The sequence below is a fragment of the Virgibacillus halotolerans genome, from assembly GCF_016908515.1.
GTDB classification, from domain to species: Bacteria; Bacillota; Bacilli; order Bacillales; family Amphibacillaceae; genus Virgibacillus_M; species Virgibacillus_M halotolerans.
On record NZ_JAFBEA010000001.1, the window covers coordinates 559606 to 584260 of the forward strand.

The 24655-nt window shown below is 36.9% G+C and carries 22 protein-coding genes; 19 read left to right on the forward strand and 3 right to left on the reverse strand.

Annotated features, from left to right (window positions below):
• The first annotated feature begins 1 nt into the window (after window position 1).
• Window positions 2-517, forward strand: a complete 516-nt coding sequence (locus JOC34_RS03330) for an ECF transporter S component (protein WP_205135286.1) — start codon at window positions 2-4, stop codon at window positions 515-517.
• A 64-nt stretch (window positions 518-581) separates the two neighbouring features.
• Here JOC34_RS03330 and JOC34_RS03335 read toward each other — a convergent pair whose 3' ends face one another.
• Window positions 582-833, reverse strand: a complete 252-nt coding sequence (locus JOC34_RS03335) for a ferredoxin (protein ID WP_205135287.1) — start codon at window positions 831-833, stop codon at window positions 582-584.
• Window positions 834-989: 156 nt separating this feature from the next.
• Here JOC34_RS03335 and JOC34_RS03340 point away from each other — a divergent pair, with 156 nt between their 5' ends.
• From JOC34_RS03340 to JOC34_RS03365, 6 genes are all read left to right on the forward strand, one after another.
• Window positions 990-2066, forward strand: coding sequence for a YpbB family protein (locus JOC34_RS03340; RefSeq protein ID WP_205135288.1), 1077 nt, complete (start codon window positions 990-992; stop codon window positions 2064-2066).
• Complete coding sequence (locus JOC34_RS03345) at window positions 2059-3609, forward strand: RecQ family ATP-dependent DNA helicase (protein ID WP_205135289.1); 1551 nt, start codon at window positions 2059-2061, stop codon at window positions 3607-3609. Before JOC34_RS03340 ends, JOC34_RS03345 begins: the two co-directional genes overlap by 8 nt.
• Complete coding sequence (locus tag JOC34_RS03350) at window positions 3596-4162, forward strand: CPBP family intramembrane glutamic endopeptidase (protein ID WP_205135290.1); 567 nt, start codon at window positions 3596-3598, stop codon at window positions 4160-4162. The genes JOC34_RS03345 and JOC34_RS03350 overlap by 14 nt, the downstream gene beginning before the upstream one ends.
• Window positions 4163-4174: 12 nt before the next feature.
• Entirely contained in the window at window positions 4175-4465 is a 291-nt protein-coding gene (locus JOC34_RS03355) for a hypothetical protein (protein ID WP_205135291.1), read from the forward strand.
• A gap of 348 nt (window positions 4466-4813) precedes the next feature.
• Window positions 4814-5896, forward strand: a complete 1083-nt coding sequence (locus JOC34_RS03360; RefSeq protein WP_205135292.1) for a carbamoyl phosphate synthase small subunit — start codon at window positions 4814-4816, stop codon at window positions 5894-5896.
• Window positions 5889-9011 (forward strand): carbamoyl phosphate synthase large subunit, encoded by a 3123-nt coding sequence (locus JOC34_RS03365; RefSeq protein ID WP_205135293.1) that lies wholly within the window; start codon window positions 5889-5891, stop codon window positions 9009-9011. The genes JOC34_RS03360 and JOC34_RS03365 overlap by 8 nt, the downstream gene beginning before the upstream one ends.
• 102 nt (window positions 9012-9113) lie before the next feature.
• On the opposite strand, the gene JOC34_RS03370 is transcribed toward JOC34_RS03365, so the two are convergent.
• Entirely contained in the window at window positions 9114-11189 is a 2076-nt protein-coding gene (locus tag JOC34_RS03370) for a catalase (protein ID WP_205135294.1), read from the reverse strand.
• Window positions 11190-11796: 607 nt separating this feature from the next.
• Between JOC34_RS03370 and JOC34_RS03375 the strand changes: the two genes are divergently transcribed.
• The 3 genes from JOC34_RS03375 to JOC34_RS03385 all read left to right on the forward strand — a co-directional run bounded on the left by JOC34_RS03375 (window position 11797) and on the right by JOC34_RS03385 (window position 14937).
• Window positions 11797-12384 carry a genetic competence negative regulator gene (locus tag JOC34_RS03375; protein ID WP_205135295.1) on the forward strand — a complete coding sequence of 196 codons (588 nt, stop codon included), beginning with the start codon at window positions 11797-11799 and terminating at the stop codon, window positions 12382-12384.
• Window positions 12385-12609: 225 nt separating this feature from the next.
• A complete protein-coding gene (locus tag JOC34_RS03380; RefSeq protein WP_420856107.1) occupies window positions 12610-13842 on the forward strand; it encodes a Glu/Leu/Phe/Val family dehydrogenase in 1233 nt (410 codons plus the stop codon).
• A 120-nt stretch (window positions 13843-13962) separates the two neighbouring features.
• Window positions 13963-14937: a YpdA family putative bacillithiol disulfide reductase gene (locus tag JOC34_RS03385; protein ID WP_205135297.1), complete on the forward strand. Its 975-nt coding sequence runs from the start codon at window positions 13963-13965 to the stop codon at window positions 14935-14937.
• Between the two features lie 42 nt (window positions 14938-14979).
• Here JOC34_RS03385 and JOC34_RS03390 read toward each other — a convergent pair whose 3' ends face one another.
• Window positions 14980-15945, reverse strand: coding sequence for an asparaginase (locus JOC34_RS03390; RefSeq protein WP_205135298.1), 966 nt, complete (start codon window positions 15943-15945; stop codon window positions 14980-14982).
• Window positions 15946-16272: 327 nt separating this feature from the next.
• On the opposite strand from JOC34_RS03390, the gene sleB reads away from it, so the two are divergent.
• The 9 genes from sleB (at window position 16273) to JOC34_RS03435 (ending at window position 24643) form a co-directional block, all read left to right on the forward strand.
• Window positions 16273-17067 carry a spore cortex-lytic enzyme gene (sleB, locus tag JOC34_RS03395; RefSeq protein ID WP_239544113.1) on the forward strand — a complete coding sequence of 265 codons (795 nt, stop codon included), beginning with the start codon at window positions 16273-16275 and terminating at the stop codon, window positions 17065-17067.
• 16 nt (window positions 17068-17083) lie between these two features.
• Complete coding sequence (gene ypeB / locus JOC34_RS03400) at window positions 17084-18427, forward strand: germination protein YpeB (RefSeq protein WP_205135300.1); 1344 nt, start codon at window positions 17084-17086, stop codon at window positions 18425-18427.
• Window positions 18428-18725: 298 nt separating this feature from the next.
• A complete protein-coding gene (gene cmk / locus JOC34_RS03405) occupies window positions 18726-19412 on the forward strand; it encodes a (d)CMP kinase (RefSeq protein ID WP_205135301.1) in 687 nt (228 codons plus the stop codon).
• Between the two features lie 127 nt (window positions 19413-19539).
• Complete coding sequence (gene rpsA, locus JOC34_RS03410; RefSeq protein ID WP_205135302.1) at window positions 19540-20670, forward strand: 30S ribosomal protein S1; 1131 nt, start codon at window positions 19540-19542, stop codon at window positions 20668-20670.
• 82 nt (window positions 20671-20752) lie between these two features.
• On the forward strand, window positions 20753-21370 hold the full coding sequence (locus JOC34_RS03415; RefSeq protein ID WP_205135303.1) for a YphA family membrane protein: 618 nt from the start codon (window positions 20753-20755) through the stop codon (window positions 21368-21370).
• Between the two features lie 163 nt (window positions 21371-21533).
• Window positions 21534-22844, forward strand: coding sequence for a ribosome biogenesis GTPase Der (gene der, locus JOC34_RS03420; protein WP_205135304.1), 1311 nt, complete (start codon window positions 21534-21536; stop codon window positions 22842-22844).
• Between the two features lie 12 nt (window positions 22845-22856).
• Window positions 22857-23894: an NAD(P)H-dependent glycerol-3-phosphate dehydrogenase gene (locus JOC34_RS03425; RefSeq protein ID WP_205135305.1), complete on the forward strand. Its 1038-nt coding sequence runs from the start codon at window positions 22857-22859 to the stop codon at window positions 23892-23894.
• Window positions 23895-23953: 59 nt separating this feature from the next.
• Window positions 23954-24214, forward strand: coding sequence for a stage VI sporulation protein F (locus JOC34_RS03430; RefSeq protein ID WP_205135306.1), 261 nt, complete (start codon window positions 23954-23956; stop codon window positions 24212-24214).
• A 231-nt stretch (window positions 24215-24445) separates the two neighbouring features.
• Window positions 24446-24643 carry a DUF2768 domain-containing protein gene (locus JOC34_RS03435; protein ID WP_205135307.1) on the forward strand — a complete coding sequence of 66 codons (198 nt, stop codon included), beginning with the start codon at window positions 24446-24448 and terminating at the stop codon, window positions 24641-24643.
• Window positions 24644-24655: the final 12 nt, after the last annotated feature.

Sequence of the window (24655 nt, forward strand, 5' to 3'; positions counted from 1 at the left end):
AATGAATACCTATAAATTAACACTGCTGGCATTACTTGCCGCAATGGCTGTAGTGGGAAGATCTGTATTTGCCTTTCTTCCCAATGTTCAGCCTGTTACCTCTATCATTATTATATGTGGCCTGTTCCTAGGTCCTTTTTCAGCAATCATATTGGCAATACTGACTACATTTCTCTCCAATATGTTACTCGGTATGGGAATCTGGACCATTTGGCAAGTTATATCATGGGGTATTATTGGTCTGATAAGTGGATTGCTTGGAATGATCCCCCGGAAAATCCCGATCTTTCTTATTGTTTTATTTGCGATATTTAGTGGGTATTTTTACGGGTTTATTATTTCTTTAACCACCTATCAGATAACAGGTAAATTTTGGCCATATTATCTTGCCGGTTTACCATTTGATACGAATCACGCCATTGGGAATGCCGTTTTTATTATTTTACTTTATCCAATTATCTCGCACTTTTTGAAAAAGTACGCAAATAAGCGTTTTAATTTGCAAAATACCAACTAAAGATGGTTGGTATTTTCTTTCGTTATTCATCAGTAAATGATATGGTTTAAAGTATAATAATAAATTATTCCTCAAATTTTAATGGATCGCCATCAAATGTGCATCTTGAAATTTTGATGGAATCGGTGGGACATCCATCATGTGCATCAATTACATCTTCTTCCAGGGTTTCTGGAATAACGGCTGTTCCGGTATTTTGATCGATTACAACATAGGCGATGCTTTCGTCATCATAATCAAACATATCTGGTGCTGTTGCCCCGCACGCACCACAAGCAATACAGGTTTCTTGATCGACAATCACGTATTTCGGCATATAACAGCAATCTCCTCCTATAAAACCTTCTTAACGGCTTAACTATATTGTAAAACTGTTATCCATTTATTACAACTAGCTTTCATCTATTATTTGATAAAGCATACTATTTTCTAACTAATGAACGATTCTATCACACGGAGAGGAGATCCACCATTGCTACTCAAAGGAATGATACTAACATGCAGCTCACATATTCAAGCAGAACGTACCATATCTTCCATCTATCATTTGCTAAAGGGCAGGAAATCGATCCAAACCGTTCAAGATGCGCACATTTACCAGCTTGAAAAGTTTTATGGCGTTTACAAATCCTTAAGTAAAAAGACGTTTGACCAAAATGTGCTTGAACTTGAAAATAAACAGTTTCTCCAGAAGAATGCCAGTGACGATTTACAATTTAAAATAACAACGGCGGGCAAGGGATGGTTAAATGAGCATAAAGATAACCTGCCACTTAACTATTTTAATGGACTAAAATATGCTGATACGGCAAAGTGTTTCTTTGAGCGACTTATCTTATTAATCCAGACCATTACCAATAGTAGAAAAAACCACTACTCATTTATTCCCGTCATTGATAAAATAGCTATTGAGGACTGGGTTAGAATGATTTATAGACAAGCAAAAGGATCTGAAATGCAATTACTAAAGAAGATTTATGCGGAATTATATCGTTTATTACAGCATTTCACAGCGCAAGAGGCAAATATATTTGTTGATCGGCTAACGGGTTATAAACAATACGGGATGAGTTTGGAGCAATTAGCTACATCATACAAGCGGGAAACAAGCGATATACAGCTTTTACTCACAGGTATCCTGCAAGCGATGGTAGCTATCATTCAAAAAGATATAAAGCAATATTCATTTTTATCATTTACCTTGAAGGACCTATCACCGTCCAACTCCATTACAAATTCTGCTTATGCCACATTTGAATTATTAAACAAAGGACACACGGTCGAACAAATCGCTCATATTAGAAATTTAAAAGGAAATACGATTCAGGATCATATAGTAGAAATCGCTCTGTATGATGCAACATTTCCCATTCATAGCTATGTAAGTGCACAGGCACAACAAGAAATTATTACAGCAATCCAGCAAACAAAATCATATAAATTAAAACAAATTAAACAGTATATCAGTGAAGAGATCAATTATTTTCAAATTCGCCTTGTCCTGGCAATAAATCATAATATACTACAGGCTGGTGATACAAATGCATAAACAAAACATATTAGAGAATAAGTTAAAAAAACACTTTAATTACACTTTCTTCCGCGTTGGTCAAAAAGAGATCATCAGTGATATTATGCAAGGTAAGGATGTACTAGGCATATTGCCGACAGGTTCCGGAAAGTCGATCTGTTACCAATTACCTGCGATGCTTCTAGAAGGGGTTACGATCGTGGTTTCCCCGCTGATTTCACTTATGATTGATCAAGTAAAACAGTTGAAGGCGATTAATTACAAGTCTGTTGTTGCTTTGAACAGTTTTATGGATCCGATGGAAAGAAGGCGGGTTTATCGTCAATTACATACCTATAAACTTATTTATGTCTCCCCAGAACTACTGCAGCATGAAACTTTGTTAAAGGCGTTAGAGAAGATCAAAATCAGTCTGTTTGTGATAGATGAGGCACATTGTATTTCCCAGTGGGGACATGAATTTCGTCCAGATTATTTAAAGCTTGATGCAACGATCGAACGTTTTAATTATCCGACTACATTAGCATTGAGTGCTACTGCAACCAAGCATGTACAAACCGATATTATAAACGCATTGCACAAACCTCATATCAGTAAACAAATTTATCCGATGGATAGAGCAAACATCGCATTTAATGTACAGGAAGTGCAGGATGATCAAGAGAAAATACGTACGATCACAAATCTATTGAAGCAATATCAAGTACCAGTGCTTATTTATTTTTCCAGTCGAAAAATGGCAGAGAATGTTGCTGTATTATTGTCAGAAAAAGTTCCAGAAAAGCGAATTGCCTTTTATCACGGCGGCATGGAACAAATGGATCGGATAGCGATTCAGCAGCAGTTTATGAATGATCAATTAGACATTATTTGTTGTACCAGTGCTTTTGGTATGGGAATCAATAAAAACAATATCAGATTAATTATTCATTATCATTTCCCACTCCAAATTGAATCATTTATCCAAGAAATCGGACGTGCTGGAAGGGACGGTAGAGAAAGCGTTAGTCTGCTATTGATGTCACCGAACGACATCCATCTTCCGGTACAAATAATAAAAAATGAACTGCCTTCAGAAAATCAATTGATATTTGTATTTAAACAGTTAGCCAACTTATATCATGGTGAAGTAAGATTACCAACACAGGATAAACAAATTGAAAATTTATTTGAAATAAATGAAACACAGTGGCGATTTTTGCACTATCAATTCGAGAAACATGATATGATTGTGCAACACAAGATTTTCTATCAAGCGGAACAGTGGAGCGAAGCATATCAAAAAATAAAAGCGCTGATTAAGCAGCGGTCCATACTTAAAGAGCAAAAGTTAACCGAAATGCTGGATTGGATTCAACAAAAGAAATGCTTGCGGCACCACTTGTATAAGAACTTTCAATCCAACTATACGGATCCTACCGCTCAATGTTGTAGTAATTGCGGCTTTTCATGGTCAGCATGGCAACCGGAACAAACGGATATAGAACGCTTGAATGCTACAAACTGGGAAGAAAAATTGAAGCATTTATTGCTCATTGGAGAATCAAATGAATCAAAGTGAAATCATTAAAAATATGTCTGATTCAGAACTGAATAAGCAGGTTATTTTTTCACAATTATTATTGTTCGTCATCAGTGTTATTACTAGTTTTTTACTGTTTGATAGCATGTCCGATTGGCTACTGTATTTTGCATGGGATGTAAAAGATATATGCTACTATGGAATCTTTACAGGCTTTATCATTGTTGCGCTTGATTTATTATTAATGTTTATTTTCCCTAAAAAGTATTATGATGATGGTGGTATTAATGAGCGGATTTTTAAAAATAAATCGGTCATTTATATATTTGTCATTGCACTGGCGGTTGCCATTTCAGAAGAATTATTATTTAGAGGTGTCATCCAGTCCGTCTTTGGGTATATATTTGCGAGTATTATCTTTGCGCTCGTTCATGTTCGCTATTTGAAAAAACCTGTTCTATTCATCTCCGTATTATTTGTAAGTTTTTATATCGGATATATGTTTGAAATTACAGGAAATTTAATTGTAACCATTGCAGCACATTTTACTGTAGATTTTGTATTAGGACTGGTTATTCGCTTTCAAAAGTGAGGTGCTAAAAAGTTGGATAATAAAACCAAAGCAACGGAAGATTTGCAACAACTATTGAGTGAAGTGAAAAAGGCAGAGAAAGAACATAAGCATACAGCAACGGAACAACATGAATTTCATGACACAGACCTGGACCGGAGGATTGATGTTCTGGATTTACCTCCGAGAAAAGAAGTGCATAGTAAGAAAAATAAACGAACACAATTAAAATTGAGTAGTCCATTAACCCGTTTTATCTTCGTTATTGTCGTGCTTTTGAGTGTCTTAATTTTGACGTATTATTTAAATAGCGAAAGTTTTTGAATGAATAATTTTGTTGACATTCCTATGATATTCTGTAATAATAAAAATAATTTAATAGTTGGTACCTTTAAATCAGTCCGAGAGACTGACAAGGACAAACGGAAAACATACGTTTAGGTAAAGTATATCATTTTGCTACACTTTACTGACTTATTGTAAAAGACGGCTCCTTGTCAGAAATGGCAGGGGGCCTTTCTTTGTTTCAGATCGTTACTTCCTTGGTACCAGCCTATCACAAACACAGGGAGGGAGAATTATATGAATATTAATAAATTTTTCTAGATCGAAGTGAATAAATATGCTATAATTTTTATAAATATACATCATTCTATTCAGCGAGGTGGAAATATGAAACATTTTTTACATTTAGCAAATGGCTCAAAGTTTTCTGGTAACCTATTAACGGAAGCAAGTGGAGGGACCTTTAGTAGCGAAATTGTTTTTTACACAGGCATGACGGGATACCAAGAAATTATGACAGACCCATCCTATTTAAACCAAATTATTGTATTTACTTACCCATTGGTTGGAAATTACGGGATCAATGAATTTGATTTTGAGAGTAAGCGACCAGTTGTAGCTGGAGTGGTCGTTTATGAAGGTAACATGAAACATTCCCATTATCAGGCAAATGATTCGTTGCAGGCGTATTTGGAAAAATGGAATATACCACTTTTAAGCAATGTAGATACAAGAGCGGTTGTGAAAAATATTCGTACGGATGGAACAATGGAGGCTGTCATTTCACCATCAGAAGATTTTACTTTTGATTGTCACAAGAAAAAGGATGAAATGGACATTGAAAAAGTTTCCACGAAAGAAATCATACAATATGGTCACGGTGCAAAGCATATTATTCTAATGGATTTCGGATATAAAAAGTCTATTTTGCAGTCTTTACTATACTTGGATTCCCGTGTGACAATTGTTCCTTATAATACTTCCTACGAACAAGTGAAGGCATTAAAACCAGATGGTATTGTGCTTTCAAATGGGCCTGGAAACCCAAAACAACTTCATTATTTACTGGATAATATTAAACAAATCATTACGAACTACCCGACGCTTGGTATAAGTATGGGACATCAATTAACTGCCCTTGCTTTAGGTGGAAATACGAAAAAGATGTTGTTTGGGCATCATGGTGCAAATCACCCGGTACTTGAAATAAAAACGAATAAATTGCATATCAGTTCACAAAATCATGGTTATGAGGTAGATGAGTCAAGTTTAGAAGGAACATTTCTTCAGGTACGCTTTCGTCAAGTAAACGATCGTACAGTGGAAGGTCTGATACATGATGTTTTGCCGATTTTAACGATTCAGTATCAACCTAAAGCAAACCCAAAATCTGTAGAAACCATTGAGATTTTTGAGGAATTTCAACAAAATATTAATGCGTTTAACGGGGGGAGAAATATTTATGCCTAAAAACAATACTTTAAAAACAATATTAGTTATTGGTTCAGGTCCAATTGTGATTGGGCAGGCAGCAGAATTTGATTATGCAGGAACGCAAGCGTGTCTAGCTCTAAAAGATGAAGGTTATCGGGTTATCCTTATAAACAACAATCCAGCAACAATTATGACAGATGATATACATGCAGATGCAGTATACTTTGAACCATTGACAATAGACACATTAGAGAAAATTATAGCGAAAGAAAAACCGGATGGATTATTAGCTACATTAGGTGGTCAGACCGGATTAAATTTAGCTTATCAGTTGGATGAGCATGGAATACTTGCGAAATATGACGTTAAGTTACTCGGAACCCCCATTGAGTCCATTAAAAAGGGAGAGGATCGTGCGTTATTTCGGCAATTGATGTTTGAACTTAATGAACCAGTACCTGATAGTGAGATTGTACATACATCGGAGGAGGCAGTTGACTTTGCAAATAAGATTGGTTTTCCGATTATTGTTCGACCTGCATACACACTAGGAGGAACAGGAGGAGGAATTGCTGATAATATAAAAAACTTTAAGGAACTTATTCGAAGTGGGCTTCAGGAAAGCCCGATTACTCAATGTTTGATTGAGAGAAGCATTGCTGGCTATAAAGAAATTGAATTCGAGGTGATGCGTGATGAGAACGACACATGTATTACCATTTGTAATATGGAAAACATTGATCCTGTAGGTATCCATACTGGTGATTCGATGGTTGTAGCACCGTCCCAAACCTTATCAGATAACGAATTTCATATGTTGCGGTTAGCTTCGATAAAAATTATTTCTGCACTTGAGATTATCGGAGGTTGTAATATTCAGTTTGCGCTTGATCCAAATAGCAAACAATATTATCTTATAGAAGTTAATCCGCGAGTCAGTCGTTCATCTGCCCTAGCTTCAAAAGCAACAGGTTATCCAATTGCAAAAATCGCAGCAAAGCTCGCGGTTGGATATCATTTATCAGAGTTAAAAAATCCAGCTACAAGTAATACTTATGCAAGTTTTGAACCGGCTCTGGATTATGTTGTCGTAAAAATGCCGCGCTGGCCATTTGATAAATTCACCACGGCACACCGGCAACTGGGAACACAGATGAAAGCTACTGGAGAAGTAATGTCTCTGCATCGTAATTTCGAAGGGGGCGTTCAGAAAGCGATTGATTCTCTTGAACTAAAGACAATTGGTGTTCAGTTGCTGGCATTGAAAGATTTGGAAGATCAAAAATTGTGGGAGATGCTGAATGAAAAGACGGACGAACGGATTTTTGTCATCTTTGAATTACTTCGTAGAGGTGGGAGTATAGAAAGAATCCAACAGGTAACAGCGATAGATAACTTCTTTTTACAATCTTTTGCTAACATCATTTTTCTAGAAGAAGAAATAGCTTCAAAAAAGATGTTATCTTTAAATGCAGAAGAAATGTATATATATAAAGAAAAGGGGTTTTCAGATCGTTATTTGGCTTCCGTCTGGAATGTTTCCGAGCTTGATGTAAGAGCCTATCGGAAATCACTGGATGTAATAGCAACATATAAAACAGTTGATACATGCGCTGGGGAGTTCGAATCCCATTCAAATTATTATTATTCGACTTATCACGGGGAGAACGAACAGGTAAAAACTTCTAAAAAAAAGGTGCTTATCATAGGCAGTGGTCCCATTCGTATCGGGCAAGGAGTTGAGTTTGATTATTGTTCTGTCCATGGGGTTTATGCATTGCAACGGGAAAATATTGAAACCATTATGATTAATAATAATCCGGAAACAGTAAGCACAGACTTCGCTACCGCGAATCGTCTATATTTTGAGCCACTTACTTTAGAATATGTCTTAAATGTCATTGAGTCTGAAGAGATCAAGGATGTAATCATTCAGTTTGGTGGGCAGACAGCTATTAACTTAGCAAAGGGACTGGAAGATTATGGCGTAAATCTTCTAGGTACTTCTTTCGATGTATTAGATCAGCTTGAGGATCGGGATCGTTTCTATCAATTATTGGAAAAACTTAATATCCCACATGCCTCTGGAGCTATTGTAAATAACACTAAAGAATTGTTGAAAAGTGCTGGGGAGATAGGGTTCCCTGTTTTAATCAGACCTTCGTATGTGATTAGTGGACAAGGGATGCAAATCATCAATACATCGGAGGAATTACAAAATCGCATCAATATTGGAGCGGATCTGACTTTTCCACTTCTAATGGATTCTTATATTCCAGGGAAAGAAGCTGAAATAGACCTGGTTGCAGATGGATCAGACATTTATATTCCGATCATTGCCGAACATGTAGAAAAGGCTGGAGTCCATTCCGGTGATAGTATGACTTTATTCCCTGCCCGTTCTCTATCAAATATAACAATTGATCAAATGACCTTAAGTGCCAAAAAGATTGTCCAGGAATTGAAATATAAAGGGTTAATGAACATCCAGTATATTATAAAAGACGGGGAAGTATATGTATTGGAAGTAAATCCAAGAGCCAGCAGAACAATTCCAATCATTAGTAAAATTACAGGTGTCCCATTGGTGCAAGCTGCTACCAAAATTTTGGAAAACAATGACACAATTGCACAGGTAATAGAACTAGAGCAAAAAGAATTAATAAAAGATATTCCATATTCTGTAGTGAAGTATCCCGCTTTTTCAACATTTGCTTTAAGCGGTCTGGATCCAAAAGTGGGACCGGAGATGAAATCAACTGGCGAAGGTATTGCAATCGGAAAAACGATATCAGAAGCCTTATCAAAGGTATTCCATGGTCAAAATACGAAGCAAGGTAAAGGTATTTATCGGGCTAAGCATGTTGAGATTGATGATGAACTGCAACAATATATAAAGGATTCAGAGTTTGTGATAACAGATACAGATTTCGATAGTTGGTTGCAAACTGATGATGCAGCGATTGTGTTAGCTTATGGATCGGACTTGGAGGACAAGAAACTAAGGCTTTTAGCAGCAAAATATAGACTTTTGGCTTTTTCGGAAGAAGAGAGCTTTAAGGCTTATCTTCTCTCCTTAAATAATACCGAACTGGGTGTCGTTTCCCTGCAAGAATGGCTAAAGCGTGCTAAAATTACCTTTGCCGGCTAAAGTTTGAGGTTTTTAATATGGTTAAATGGAGAAAGGAGCTCAATTGGAATTTAATGAGCTCCTTCCTCTTATTGTAATCATCCCGTCATCAATATAACAATATTATTTTCTATTCCAAAAACGTTGTTGAGCGATTGCTGAGACAAATTCATTCCCGAATTCAGGATTGTTTGCGGCAAAAACGACTCCAGCTAGGTTATTAGTTTTGGAAGATTGAATATAAGACTGGCCAGTAGTGGCAACACCAATTGGTTTATAGTGTTTATACGCATCATTGACAAAAGTCATGACATCTTGATGGAATTTTGCTTGATTGTCAATGTTTCCTCCAACTACATAGAATGAATCGTATAGTACCGGATAAGTTGAAACAAATGTTTTTTCTACCTTAACAGTTGTACCATCAGTCCCGGTGACAGTGCCAAGATTTTCACTGATAACATCTATAAATACGCCATACTTTTTCAGGACATTAAAGGTATTACTTACCTCTTCACTATTAAAACCATTACCAATCAGAACGCCAACTTTTTGTGTGTATGCGTAATGCGGTGTATTTACTTCACTAAGAGCGGGGGAACTTTTTGTCACTGAAACATGAGATCCTTTTGGAGGATTGACACCAATGTTTTCTGCAATTGCCGTTGCCATTCCGGTGTCTACATTACCGAACATATCGACAACCTGCTGTCTGACAGATTTGCTTTTGACATATCCAAGGTGAAAGTTGAACGTTTCCACAATGTTTTGTTTCTCAACAGGTGACATGCTATTCCAAAAAAGTCTCGGCTGTGAAAAGTAATCAAAGAACGATTCACTCGGGCGTTCCCTTGTTAAGTGTCCTTCTACTTTTTCGGGATAATGTGCAAATCCACCTTCTTCAGGAGGGGTCTCTGCTGGTGTGTTTCCAGCTAAAGAATTTTTATGGTAGTTTACTGAATCAACATCTATTCGATATTTTGAGTAACTCTCCCTCTGATTCGTGTTAACTTCAGCAACTGGCTTGTTGATCGGTATTTCATTAATGTTTCCTGTACCAAGGCGATGATAATCCGTATCTCTGTAAGCAAAGGATCTACCTTGAAGAACAGGGTCATTGGTGAAGTCAATCCCTGGAACAATGGTAGACGGGTCAAATGAAGCCTGTTCTTCTTCTGCAAAGTGATTATCAACGAGCCGATTCAACGTCATTTTACCGATGAGCTCAACAGGAACGACTTCTTCCGGCCACAATTTTGTATCATCCAAGATGTCAAAATCATACTTGAATTCATCTTCGTCAGCAATTAGCTGCACACCGAGTTCGTATTCTGGATATGCGCCGCACTCAATAGCCTCATGTAAATCCCGTCGATGGTAATCCGGATCCACCCCTCCAATAATATTAGCTTCATCTAGTAGCAAAGAGTGAACACCAAGCATTGGTTTCCATACAAATCTGACAAAGGTTGCTTTACCTTGTTCATTTATAAAACGAAACGTATTGACAGGGTAGCCTTCCATCATTCGCCAGCTTCTCGGCCGACCACGATCAGACATAAGCCACATAATAAAATGCGCAATCTCCTGATTGTTAGCGATATAATCCCAGGTATTATCATGTGCGATAGTGGCTTGTGGAACATCGGTTTTTGGATTTGGTTTAACCGCATGTACAAAATCTGCAAATTTCATGGCATCCGCAACTGCGAAGACAGCAAATGAGAGTGCCAAATTATCATAATTTCCTTCTTCTGTGTAAAATTTGGTTGCAAAGCCACGAATATCGATTGCTGTATCCTTGGAGCCTTTACTTCCTATAAAGTTGGAAAATCGAACAAACACAGGTGTTTTGCAACCAGGTTCTTGCAGGAAAGCGGCTTTCGTGACATGTCTCATGGATTTATATAACTCAAATTCTCCATATGCTCCGTCACCTCTTGCATGAACCACTTTTTCGGGGATTCGTTCCCGGTTAAAATGGGACTGTTTTTTATAAAAATGAAAGTCTTCAAATAATGTTGGACCGCGTTTTCCTGCTCTTAATGACCACCTATCATTCGAAATTTTTAATCCGGCATCACTTGTTAGTTTCTTGCCTGGTCCGGTATTTTTTTCACGGTACTGATCCAGTTGCTCATCTTTACTATTTTCATCAACTTTCTTTTTGTTATTTCTTGAGGATGGCTTATCATCCATGTCATCACTATCCTCTCGTTTGACTTTTAACCCCTTTATATATATATATGTATTTTTAATGAACTAAGAACATTTTTTGCTACGTTTAGGAATACAGCTGGAGAAATTATGTAAGCAATAAACATCGAAATTCGATTTACGGGAATAAAACTATTAAAATTTAATGTGTAAAAAGTACTCCATTTAACTTGACAGTGACAGTTTTACAAGACATTATAATGTGGTAATTCTTAGGTTGAAATGGGATATATAGTCGGGGCGGAGTTGAATACTTTTCACTCCTATCAATCTATATGTATGATATAGAGAGGTAGTCCTATTCTAAATAAAAGATATATCATAAACATGTATCAAGTACTAGTTATCTTTACATGCTATTCCCGAAAGAAAATGTTACAATTTCATTAAATACATATGTGTATGTGAGTGAATATCTGGTGCTTTTGACCGGAAGTTAAATAAAATAATACATTTCTCATGTTCAATAATGAAATAGCAAGCATATAGTATATAAAGTGAAAGCTTCAGTCAGTGGGAGGGTATCGATGTATTTCGCTATTTACCCTTCAAACTGTAATAAAAATGGCTAGTTAAAGGAGGATACTGCATGCGAATTGAAAGGGTGTCCGATGATCAATTTACAATATTTTTGACGTTTGACGACTTGGTTGAACGTGGATTCACCAAAGAAGACTTATGGCATGATGCATCAAGTGTCCAAAGTCTATTCAGTGATATGATGTACGAAGCCAGTTCGGAGCTTGGATTTGAATTGGAAGGCATGCTTCTCGTTCAGGTACACATGATGCAGGCGCAAGGGATGCATGTCATTGTCACACAAAAATTTGAAGATATAGATTGGGATGAAGACTTCATTGAAATGAAAGTTACATTGGATGAAAGTAATGAATTAATCTTTTCCTTTCTTGATTTTGAAGATGTCATCCAGGCGGCTTCATCTTTATCCAATCATGCAATAGAAGGTGGTCAGGTCTATTTTATGGATCATCGCTATTACATGCTTTTAAATGATGATGATCTTGATCATAAAAATAAAGAGGATATGATCGCTGTCATGTCCGAATACTCCATTCCAAGTATTATTACATCATATAGACTAAGGGAATACGGTAAAGTTATTTTTGAAGCAAATGCTGTGAAACAAATTATTCATACATTTTACGACAGAAAATAAAATGAATTTCACTGTTAAAAAATGGTTTAAACGAAGTGAAACGCAATCGTTTACATCATTTTTTGATATACAATAAAAGCACATTTGTTTTATTGCATATTTATCTTGAAGGTGTATACTAATCACTGAGTATAGCTATTTTATTAAATATTTATTGATATTCTAGGAGGTAAATTCATGGTAGCCGATAAAGCAGCAGATTCTACCAAAGAGAATAATGAAAAAATGGACGTATTAGCTTCCACACGAACTGTGGTAAAAACAGCATTGGAAAAGCTAGGATATCCCGATGAAGTATTTGAACTATTAAAGGAACCGCTTCGGATGCTCACAGTAAGAATTCCAGTTCGTATGGATGATGGGTCAATAAAGGTATTTACAGGGTATCGTGCACAGCATAATGATGCGGTAGGGCCTACAAAAGGTGGCGTAAGATTCCACCCGGATGTTACTGAAAAAGAAGTAAAAGCATTATCAATATGGATGAGTTTAAAAGCTGGTATTGTTGACCTTCCTTATGGCGGAGGGAAAGGCGGTATTATCTGTGATCCGCGTGAAATGTCATTCCGGGAGCTGGAAGGATTAAGCCGTGGATATGTTCGGGCAATTAGTCAAATTGTTGGACCTACGAAAGATATACCAGCACCTGACGTATTCACAAACTCACAAATCATGGCATGGATGATGGATGAGTATAGCAGGATTGATGAATTTAATAGTCCAGGTTTTATTACTGGAAAACCAATTGCTCTAGGTGGGTCTCATGGTAGAGAATCTGCGACAGCAAAAGGTGTAACAATTTGTATCAATGAGGCAGCGAAAAAACGGGGCCTTGATATGAAAGGTGCAAGGGTTGTTGTCCAGGGATTTGGTAATGCAGGTAGTTTCTTATCTAAATTCCTCTATGATGCCGGTGCAAAAGTAGTAGGAATTTCAGATGCTTATGGTGCATTACATGATCCGGAAGGCCTTGACATTGATTATCTTTTAGACAGAAGAGATAGCTTTGGCACAGTAACTAAATTGTTTAATAATACAATATCAAATCAAGAATTATTTGAACTGGATTGCGATATTATCGTTCCAGCTGCAGTCGAAAATCAAATTACTGCCGCGAATGCACATAAAATTAAAGCGGATATTGTAGTGGAGGCAGCTAATGGTCCTACAACAATGGAAGCAACTAAAATTTTAACTGAACGCGGGATATTATTAGTACCTGATGTAATGGCTTCCGCTGGTGGCGTAACCGTTTCTTATTTTGAATGGGTACAAAACAATCAAGGTTATTACTGGTCTGAAGAAGAAGTTGATAAAAAACTTCACGAAATTATGATTAAATCGTTTAATGCGATCTATAATACAGCGCAAACGAGACGTGTTGACATGCGGTTAGCTGCCTACATGATTGGAGTAAGGAAAATGGCAGAGGCTTCAAGATTCCGCGGTTGGGTATAAACGAATCGATAATTTTAAGGCCGATAAACAAAACATATGACGAAAAAACTCTTATCATGTATAGTGAGATAAGAGTTTTTTCGTCATGGAAAGAGAGATTATTAAAGGAAGTGTGTGTAGTTGAAGAAAGAACAAGTGATTATTATTGGTGGCGGTCCTTGTGGCATGTCTGCTGCGATTGCATTACAAAAACAGGGGATAAACCCGTTAATTATTGAAAAAGAAAATGTTGTTAGTACAATCTATAATTTCCCTACCCATCAAATGTTTTTTAGCTCCAGTGATAAATTGGAAATTGGAGAAATTCCATTTATTACAGAAAAGCAAAAACCTGTAAGAAATGAGGCATTGGCCTATTATCGAACAGTCGCAGCCAGGACGAAGCTACGAATTAATGCGTTTGAACGGGTAACGGAGATCAAACAAGCTGCTAAGCAATTCACACTGAGTACAGTGAAAAACACGCAGGAAGAATGCAACTATATTGCAGATAAGGTGATCATCGCTACCGGATATTATGATCAGCCGAATTATATGATGATTCCAGGGGAAAAATCACCTAAAGTAATGCATTATTTTAAAGAATCCCATCCTTATTTTAATAAAGATGTTGTTGTTATTGGTGGTAAAAATTCAGCCGTTGATGCAACACTCGAACTTCACAAGGCCGGGGCACGTGTAACAGTCTTTTATCGCGGAGAATCTTATTCAAAAAGTATTAAACCATGGATTTTGCCAGAATTCGAATCATTGGCTAACAAAAATAAAATAAACATGCATTTTAATGCGGAAGTAACAGCGATAACGAATGAAATTGTCCATTATACAGTAAATGGAAAAGAAAACACATTAAAAAATGATTTTGTATTTGCCATGACAGGGTATAAACCGAACCTAGAATTTTTAAAGGATTCCGGGATCGACATTAACCCAGATAATGGAAAACCGAAATTTAATGAAGACACAATGGAAACAAATGTCCCAGGCCTTTATATTGCTGGTGTAATTGCAGCGGGTTACAATAATAATGAAATTTTCATTGAAAATGGACGTTTCCATGGTGATAAAATAGCAAATTCTATTATAGGTGACTAAATAAAAATGATAGCAGTCAATTGACTGCTATCATTTTTATTGTCAACTTTCAAATACCTTTGTCAGCTCATTGAAGTCATTCGTGTTTTCCAATGCGACTAATAGTTTGATTCGTGCTTTGGGACCTGTTAAACCATGCGCGAAAATAACCCCCATCTCCTTCAATTGTTTGCCACCGCCGTCGTATCCATAGGTAGGTTGTACGATCCCTTGGTAGCATCGAGAAACTAATATGATTGGAACATGATGAGCAATCAATTCTTGAAGTGGTGGCAACATCGCTTTTGGTAAATTACCCTGGCCAAGTGCTTCAATCACCAAACCATCCGGATTAGCTGATTGTATCGCTTGAATAATTTGGGCATCCATCCCTGCATAAGCCTTTAATAAAAAAACATTACTTGACACTTGATCAATGGACTGGGTAGAACGTGCCAGGATCGTATGGTGAAAGATAACCGATTCCTTTGTAATAATACCTAGTGGTCCATATTGCGGACTTTGGAAGGTGGCCACATTGCTGGTCGAAGTTTTCGTCGTGTTTTGTGCGCTGTGTATTTCATCGTTCATAACAACTAATACACCTTTAGATGTTGCTTCGGGATCCGCAGCCACCCGAACAGAATTAATCAGATTGTACAATCCGTCAGCACCTATTTCATTACTCGACCGCATAGCACCTGTTAATATAATTGGTTTATTTGTTCCCAGAACCAAATCCAAAAAGTATGCCGTTTCTTCTAATGTATCTGTTCCATGTGTTACAACAAATCCATCATAAGAAGGAGTCATGTTTTCAATCTTTTTAGCAAGCTGAAGCATTTGTACTGGTGTGATTTGTGGAGAAGGAAGGTCAAATGCGATGATTTCATCTACATTAGCATATCGACCTAATTGCCCCGATAAGTTTGATAATGGATGTACGTCTGTTGGTTTCACTTCACCGGTTTCTTTATTTTCCATCATGGATATCGTTCCACCAGTATGAATAATTAATATATTTCTCATTACGATCACCTGCTTTAACAAAATTCATTTGCCTGTCGTTAATGATACGTTAAAATGACTTTGCATTCAACGGTGTGTGCTTTCAAGTATAGCTTGCGTAGAAATATCATTTGAAAGTGAAATAATAGGAGTTAAACTTCAGAATTACTTCAAAGCGCTCTCTGAGAGGAAATATCACGATGTATTTGGATTAAAGTAGCCTTATATATAATTAGCTTTATAATTTATGAATAAAATTGGCAATTACTCAGAAAATAGATAGCAGAACACATTGTCAAGACAGGAGGAAAAAGTATGACCTATGTAAGGGTACCTATGATTTATATTATGATATGTTTTATGTTTTTAGCATTGTATGCATCTATCTCCCCGAAACCTGTAAACGCTTTTAGTTCACAAGTCATCCAACAAGGAGCAGTCGGTGATGATGTTATTGAACTACAAGCCAGATTGCAATATGTAGGGTATTATAACGGAAAGATAGATGGGGTGTTTGGGTGGGGGACATATTGGGCACTACGAAATTTCCAATATGAATTTGGACAAGAAATTGATGGGATCGCCGGACAAACAACCAAGCAAAAATTGATCAAGGCTTCGAAATATGATGAAAAACACGTGAAATCTCAAATCAATCAAGGAAAGAAGTTCACGCATTATGGTGGTGATAACAATAATAAGCAAACGACACCAGCGAAGCAGGAAAATACCGGTGGTGATGAAGGAGCAGCAACAGCCAATACCTCTGTAAATGTTCCAGAGGGATATTCACAAAACGATATTCAACTAATGGCAAATGCAGTTTATGGTGAAGCAAGAGGTGAACCATACGTTGGTCAGGTGGCAGTTGCTGCAGTTATTTTAAACCGAGTGAAGAGCCCGACCTTTCCAAATAATGTTTCCGGTGTCATTTTTGAGCCAAGAGCCTTTACTGCCGTCGCTGATGGTCAAATATGGCTCACACCTAATGATACAGCAAAACAAGCAGTACTAGATGCAATTAATGGCTGGGATCCAACTGGCAGCGCGGAGTATTATTTTAATCCTGATACCGCTACATCCGCTTGGATTTGGTCCAGACCACAGATCAAGAAAATTGGTAAACATATATTTTGCAAATAGAAAGGTGTGATTAGTAATGGTTAGATGGATCTTAGTAGCAGTACTTACGATTGGAATTGCAGGAACTGCCTTTTGGGGTTATCAGGAGCATCAAGAAAAAAATGCGGTACTTATACAAGCGGAAAATACGTATCAGCGGTCCTTTCATGAGCTTTCTTATAATATTGATCTGTTACACGATAAAATCGGAACAACCCTAGCAATGAACTCTAAACAACGTTTATCGCCACAAATGGTAGACATATGGCGAATAACCTCTGACGCATTATCGAATGTTGGCCAATTACCACTTGGTTTACTTCCTTTCAATAAAACAGAGGAGTTTCTTTCAGATATTGGAGATTTCACGTATCGGACTGCAGTTAGGGATTTAGATAGTAATCCACTTTCAGATAAAGAAAAGCAATCGTTCGAAGACTTATATAAACAATCCGGAAAAATTAAAGATGAATTAAGACAGGTACAGCATATAACATTGAAAAATAATTTACGGTGGATGGATGTTCAGCTTGCATTAGCAAACCAGGATGAACAGACGGACAATACGATTATTGATGGTCTCAAAACCGTGGAGAAGACAGTAGAAGGGTATTCAGAAACCAATGTTGATTCTGGTCTTATGGGAACATCTACCAAAGATCATCAATTTAAACATTTACAAGGTGATAAAATCAGTGAATCTGAAGCATTAAAGAAAGCCAAATCATTATTTAATGTAAAGGATAATAACAACATAACAGTGACAAAAAGCGGTGATGGATCCGATATACCAACTTACAGTGTTTCTTATCGTAATGGCGATGAAAACGCCTATATGGATATGGCGGAGCAAGGTGGACATCCATTAACACTTTTAGTTGATCGCCCTGTACAAGACAAACAAATAAGCCTAAATGATGGCCAAGATAAGGCGAAAGCATATCTTGATAAGTTGGATTTTGAAAATATGACCATTTTTCAAAGCGACGAGTTCGACAATATCGGTGTTTATTCATTTTTGTATAATCAGGACGGTGTCCGTGTTCATTCCGATGCCATAGAGGTCAAAGTTGCTTTGGATAACGGGGATATACTTGGATTGACTGCACGAAACTATTTTATGAACCATACAGATAGAGATATACCAAAACCGGAAATATCGAAAGAAGAAGCAGAAGACATGGTAAACCCGGATGTGAAAATTCAGGAGGATTTCTTAGCGGTTATTGACAATGATTTGGGCGAAGAAGTTCTAGCATATGAATTTTTAGGTACTTTGGGTAATGAGACCTATCGTATCTTTATCAATGCCATGGATGGAAAAGAAGAAAAAGTGGAAAAGCTCGGCGGAACTGAAATTAATTTCGCTGGCAATTTTTAAAAATAATGGAGGGAGGGATAATCCCTTCCTCCATTATTTTTATTACTTGGCAAATAGAAAACATAAAACTTACCTACTGCATAAGCGCAACAGGGGCTTTCATATCAAAGGCTTGGCAATAAGCCAAGTTTTCCAACAAAAGATACGAACCTCATGAAAGTTTAATGAACAATAGAAAAGTAATGCCCAAATTTTCATGGTTATGTTATGATTTAATAGAAGTAGGTTAAACGAAAACTTGGCAAATGCCAAGTTTTTCTAATGAACATTTGTGTTATGAGAGGAATGAACACTATTAATGGAAAATACTAAGATTGCAATCGCGATAGATGGACCGGCTGCAGCTGGGAAAAGTACTGTAGCAAAGATTACCGCCGAGAAACTTTCGTACATTTATATTGATACTGGCGCAATGTATCGTGCATTGACATTAAAGGCACTGGAAAAAAAACTTCATTTAGAAGATGAAAAAGCCTTAGTTGATTTACTAAGTGCAACTGAAATTGAGTTAAAACAAACGGATAATGGACAAATCATTCTATTGGATAAGGTAGATGTCACAAATGAAATACGCTCACAACGCGTAACCAACCATGTATCCTATGTTGCCAAGCATCCTAATATTCGTATGGAGATGGTTAAACAGCAACAGGCTTTGGCAGACAAACGAGGCGTTGTAATGGATGGAAGGGATATCGGTACGCATGTACTTCCAGATGCCGAAGTGAAAGTATTCCTGATTGCTACGGTGGAAGAACGTGCGAAACGGCGATATGAAGAAAATCTTCAAAAAGGTTTTCCCTCTGATTTAGAAGAATTGAAAAAAGAAATAGAGCAAAGAGATTTGATTGATTCAAAGCGGGAAGCTGCGCCGTTAATTAAAGCAGATGATGCCATTGAAATCGATACAACGTCACTAACGATTAATGACGTTGCGAAACTTATTTTAACAGAGGCAAAAAAGGCAAAAAGTACCCAATCTTAAACTACTTTACTTGACAAATAATTGGAATTATTAGAAGTTATTTAAAAGAAGTTTTTTAAATCCGCAATATTTATGATATAAGTATTGTTTATTAAATTATTGGACTGTATTTTAGGAGGCTAATGACATGAGTGAAGAAGAAAAAGAAATACCAGCAATAAATATTGGTGATACATTAACAGGGACTGTCGTAAAATTGGAAGAAAAACAAGTATTAGTTGATATTGGCTATAAATCAGAAGGTATTCTTCCTATCAGTGAATTATCGAACCTTCATGTTGAATTAACAAGTGACGTAGTTCAAGAAGGCGATGAACTTGTATTAAAAGTAAAGAAAATCGATGATGATGAAGTCATTCTTTCAAAAAGAGCAGTAGATGCCGACAAGGCCTGGGCTGCTTTAGAAGAGAAATATAATAATAAAGAAGTATTTGAAACGGAAATAAAAGAAATTGTCAAGGGTGGGCTCGTAGCGGATGTTGGGCTTCGCGGATTTATGCCTGCGTCCCTTGTTGAGACTTACTTCGTAGAGGATTTTACAGATTATAAAGGAAAAACTTTATCAGTAAAAATTGCAGACTTGAACAAAGAACAAAATCGAATTATTTTATCTCATCGAGCCGTGATTGAAGAAGAAGATGAAATCAAAAAGGTTAAACTGCTTCAAACATTAGAAGAAGGACAGGTATTGGAAGGTACTGTTCAACGAATCGCTGGATTTGGGGTTTTCGTTGATATTGGTGGTGTGGACGGGCTTGTTCATATTTCCCAACTAGCACACGAACATGTTGAAAAGGCATCCGATGTTGTGTCTGTTGGTGATACGTTGAAAGTAGAAGTATTATCAATAGATCGGGACAATGAACGTATTTCCCTTTCTCATAAAAACACATTGCCAGGTCCATGGGCTAATATTGAAGAACGTATTTCTTCAGGCGACACCTTGGAAGGGACAGTAAAAAGACTTGTTAATTTTGGTGCATTTGTTGAATTAGAACCGGGGGTAGAGGGCCTTGTTCATATCTCAGAGATTGCTAACCGACATATTGGAACACCACAAGAGGTATTAGAAGAAAATCAACAAGTGAAAGTTAAAGTACTCGATATCAATGAAAAGAATGAACGTATTTCCTTAAGTATTAAAGAATTAGAACAGGAACAAGCGGAAAAGGAATTTAAACAATATGAAAAAAATGATGAACAATCCGGATTTCAGATTGGGGACTTCATTGGGGACAAGTTAAATAAATATAAATAACATGACAAAATCCTTCCATGTCGGGAGGATTTTGTATATTTCATTCCAATACTAGAGATAATGCTACTGGTGGTGATTATGTATGACTAGTGGCATTATTTTTTATTGGTTTAGCTGGATGATTTGGATTATCATTACATTTTTTATGCGGAAAAGTAAGAAAAGAACTGCCTTAGCATGCTGGCTTTTGCTAGCAATTTGCTGTTCCAATATTTCTATTGAAGTGGATGGATTCCATTTTTCCATCATTTTATTATTATTGATCCTAGGCTCGCTTTTAATGCTGGTTCAACAATCACGTTTGGTTTATCATCTATTTTCGTCATTTACAATTACGATAGGCTACGTATCCATGCTGTTATGGGAAATAAATGCACCGGTATGGATTATTTTTTCAAGAGTCATAACGATTTCCCTCTTACTTGTAATGGTTACCATCCTATTAACAAAAAAATTCTATAATCAACTGGGTATTTGTGTATTGGGTACGTCTTTTGGAGAATTAATATATCATTTCATTTTGTCCGGTTATGGTTTGCGTGCGGATGCAGGTGATTTAGCTTTTCTTGATTGTCTCTTGGTGGCTGTAATGTTACTCATTGGTTTAAAACTATTACAGTGGGCAAAAATCAAGCTTTTCAGTAGTTTACACAACTTTAGAAATGTAGTAAGGCATCCCGTCCATCGGTTGAAGTTGTAAGAAAATCCATTGGGTGACGAATTTAAAAGGCAAGACAAAAGCTAGACTGCATTTACACTAAAGTCCTATCAATGTAAAAAAACAATTGTTTATGTTAGCTAGTTTTGCTAGAATGAATTACAGTAAAAGTAAATAGAACGTTATTAGAGAGGATGTTCCTTTCATGAGGAAATCTGTTGTTGCAATTGTAGGAAGACCAAACGTTGGTAAATCAACTATTTTTAATCGATTGGTTGGCGAACGAATATCTATTGTAGAAGATACTCCAGGTGTCACGAGAGATCGAATTTATGCACAAGCCGAATGGCTGACACATGTTTTTAATATTATTGATACAGGTGGTATTGAACAAGGTGATGAGCCGTTATTAGTACAGATGCGTCAACAAGCTGAGATTGCTATTGATGAAGCAGATGTAATTGTTTTTTTGGTGAACGGCAAAGAAGGTATAACAGCAGCTGATGATGAAGTTGCGAAACTTTTGTACAAATCGAATAAACCAATTGTGCTTGGTGTGAACAAAATAGACAATCCGGAAATGCGAGAAACGATTTACGAATACTATTCATTAGGATTCGGTGAGCCATTCCCGATCTCCGGTTCACATGGGTTAGGACTGGGAGACATGCTGGACGCAATAATAGAGCGTTTTCCGGAAATTAATGATGAAGAAGAAAGTGAAGATACCATTCATTTTAGCTTGATTGGTAGACCGAATGTTGGAAAATCGTCACTTGTTAATGCGCTACTAAATGAACAACGTGTCATCGTAAGTGGGACAGCAGGTACAACCCGTGATGCAGTCGATACGCACTTGCGCAAAGACGATCAAGATTTTGTAATTATTGATACTGCTGGAATGAGAAAACGGGGAAAAGTATATGAATCAACGGAGAAATATAGTGTATTACGCGCGCTAAAAGCAATTGAGCGTTCAGATGTTGTTCTGGTTTTAATTGATGCCGAAACAGGAATAAGAGAACAAGATAAGAAAATTGCTGGCTATGCACACGATGCCGGTAGGGCGATTGTGATCGTCGTAAATAAATGGGATACTATTGAATCCAATGAAAAGGCAATGAAGGAATTCGAAACAAAGATACGAGCGCACTTTCTTTACTTGGATTACGCACCGATCGTTTTCTTATCGGCAAAGTCAAAAAAGAGATTGCATACACTGATACCGGCAATCAAAATAGCGAGTGAAAACCATGCAAAACGAATACAAACGAATGTTTTAAATGACGTAATTATGGATGCGATCGCAATGAACCCTACACCGACAGTGAAAGGAAAACGATTAAAGGTGCTTTATGCTACCCAAGTTTCTGTCAAGCCACCTGGTTTTGTAGTATTTGTGAACGATCCTGAACTCATGCATTTTTCTTATGAACGATTTTTGGAAAACAAAATAAGAGATGCCTTTGGATTTGTTGGAACGCCAATCAAATTATTCTCAAGGAAACGACAATGAGGAGGAAAACCATTGAATAAAATTGCAGTATTAGGTGCCGGAAGCTGGGGTACGGCTTTAAGCGTTGTTCTGGCAGATAATGGGCATGATGTGCGATTATGGTCACATCGACAAGCACAAGTAGAAGAGATTAATCAAACACATAAAAACGAAAAATACTTGGAAACAACGATTCCTGAACAAATCACTGCATTTCATGGCCTTGAAGCCGCTGTAAAAGACGTTTCAGCTATCGTAATTGTTGTCCCCACAAAAGCAATTCGCGAGGTGTGTAAACAGCTAAATAACGTTCTCGAACAGCCTATTACGATTATTCATGCATCTAAGGGTATTGAGCCGAAAACATTAAAAAGAGTATCAGAAATGATCAGTGAAGAGCTTGATAACTACGCCTACGAAGATATCGTCGTTTTATCTGGTCCGAGTCATGCTGAAGAAGTAGCATTAAGACATCCTACAACAGTTACGGTGTCATCCGTAAATATCAATAATGCAGAATTTGCACAGGACTTATTTATTAACAAATATTTCCGAGTATATACAAGCCCAGATATTATTGGCATTGAACTTGGCGGCGCATTGAAAAATATTATTGCTTTAGGTGCCGGCATTTCTGATGGTTTAGGTTATGGTGATAATGCAAAAGCAGCCTTAATAACAAGAGGACTAGCCGAAATTGCCAGATTAGGTACTTCGCTAGGTGCAAACCCGCTTACCTTTTTAGGCTTACCAGGAGTGGGGGACTTGATTGTAACATGTACTAGTATCCATAGTCGTAACTGGCGTGCTGGAAATCTGCTCGGAAAAGGGAAAAAGTTAGATGATGTACTAGATCAAATGGGTATGGTTGTAGAAGGCGTTAGAACGGTTAAAGCTGCATACCAATTTGCAGAAGAACAACAAGTAGAAATGCCAATTACAACGGGGATATATCAAGTATTATTTGATCACAAAGATCCGAAAGATGTTGTTGAACAATTAATGAATCGAACCAAACGGGAAGAAATGGATGATCTTGCCGAGTTGCTAAATGAACGGTATGCCCGATAACATAAAGCCATCACCCTGCATATAATGCTGTTGACTTCATATTGCAGGGAGGCGAGTATGTGAGTAATTTTCAAAAGGGTCTGTTTGACAAATTACAGCAAAATACAAATATTAATCCAGATGATGTTTATAAAGTTGCGGATTCTGTTAAACATGCTAATTTTTCAGATGAGAAAACAGTGAGAAATTTGGTTCGTCATTTAGCTAAATTAGCTAATAAACCGATTTCACAGGAAAAGGAAAATAAAATTGTACAATCCATCGTTAAAAATAAGATGCCGGCGGATATGCAATCTTTGAATCAAATTTTTAAAAAGTAGTTATACTGGGCAAGTGAGGATACATTCATACGTATACTTGCATAAAATAAATCGCACAAGCATTCATGGATAGAGCTGCTGTGGATATTGTTTAGTCAGACCGGGATGAGGCTAGCCCCCTTCATTCCGGATTTTTTTAATATAATATTCGGACAATATTATATTAATACTAGTAAGATGTGGCATGTGTTATAATACTTGGTGCAAACTTACATGGTAGGAGTGAAGCAAATGTCAGTATCAATGCTAAAAATGTGGATTTCATTTGCAGGAATGATTTTATTGATGTTAGCAATCGGTTTAATCTTGCTAAGCAGATATAAACTAAAAGGATGGCTAGCGAGAATTGTATCTGTACTTGCATATTTATCATTAATTATTGGTGGATTAATTATTATTTATATTGTTTTTAGTGGCCCGACTGGATAAGTCACTAGGGAG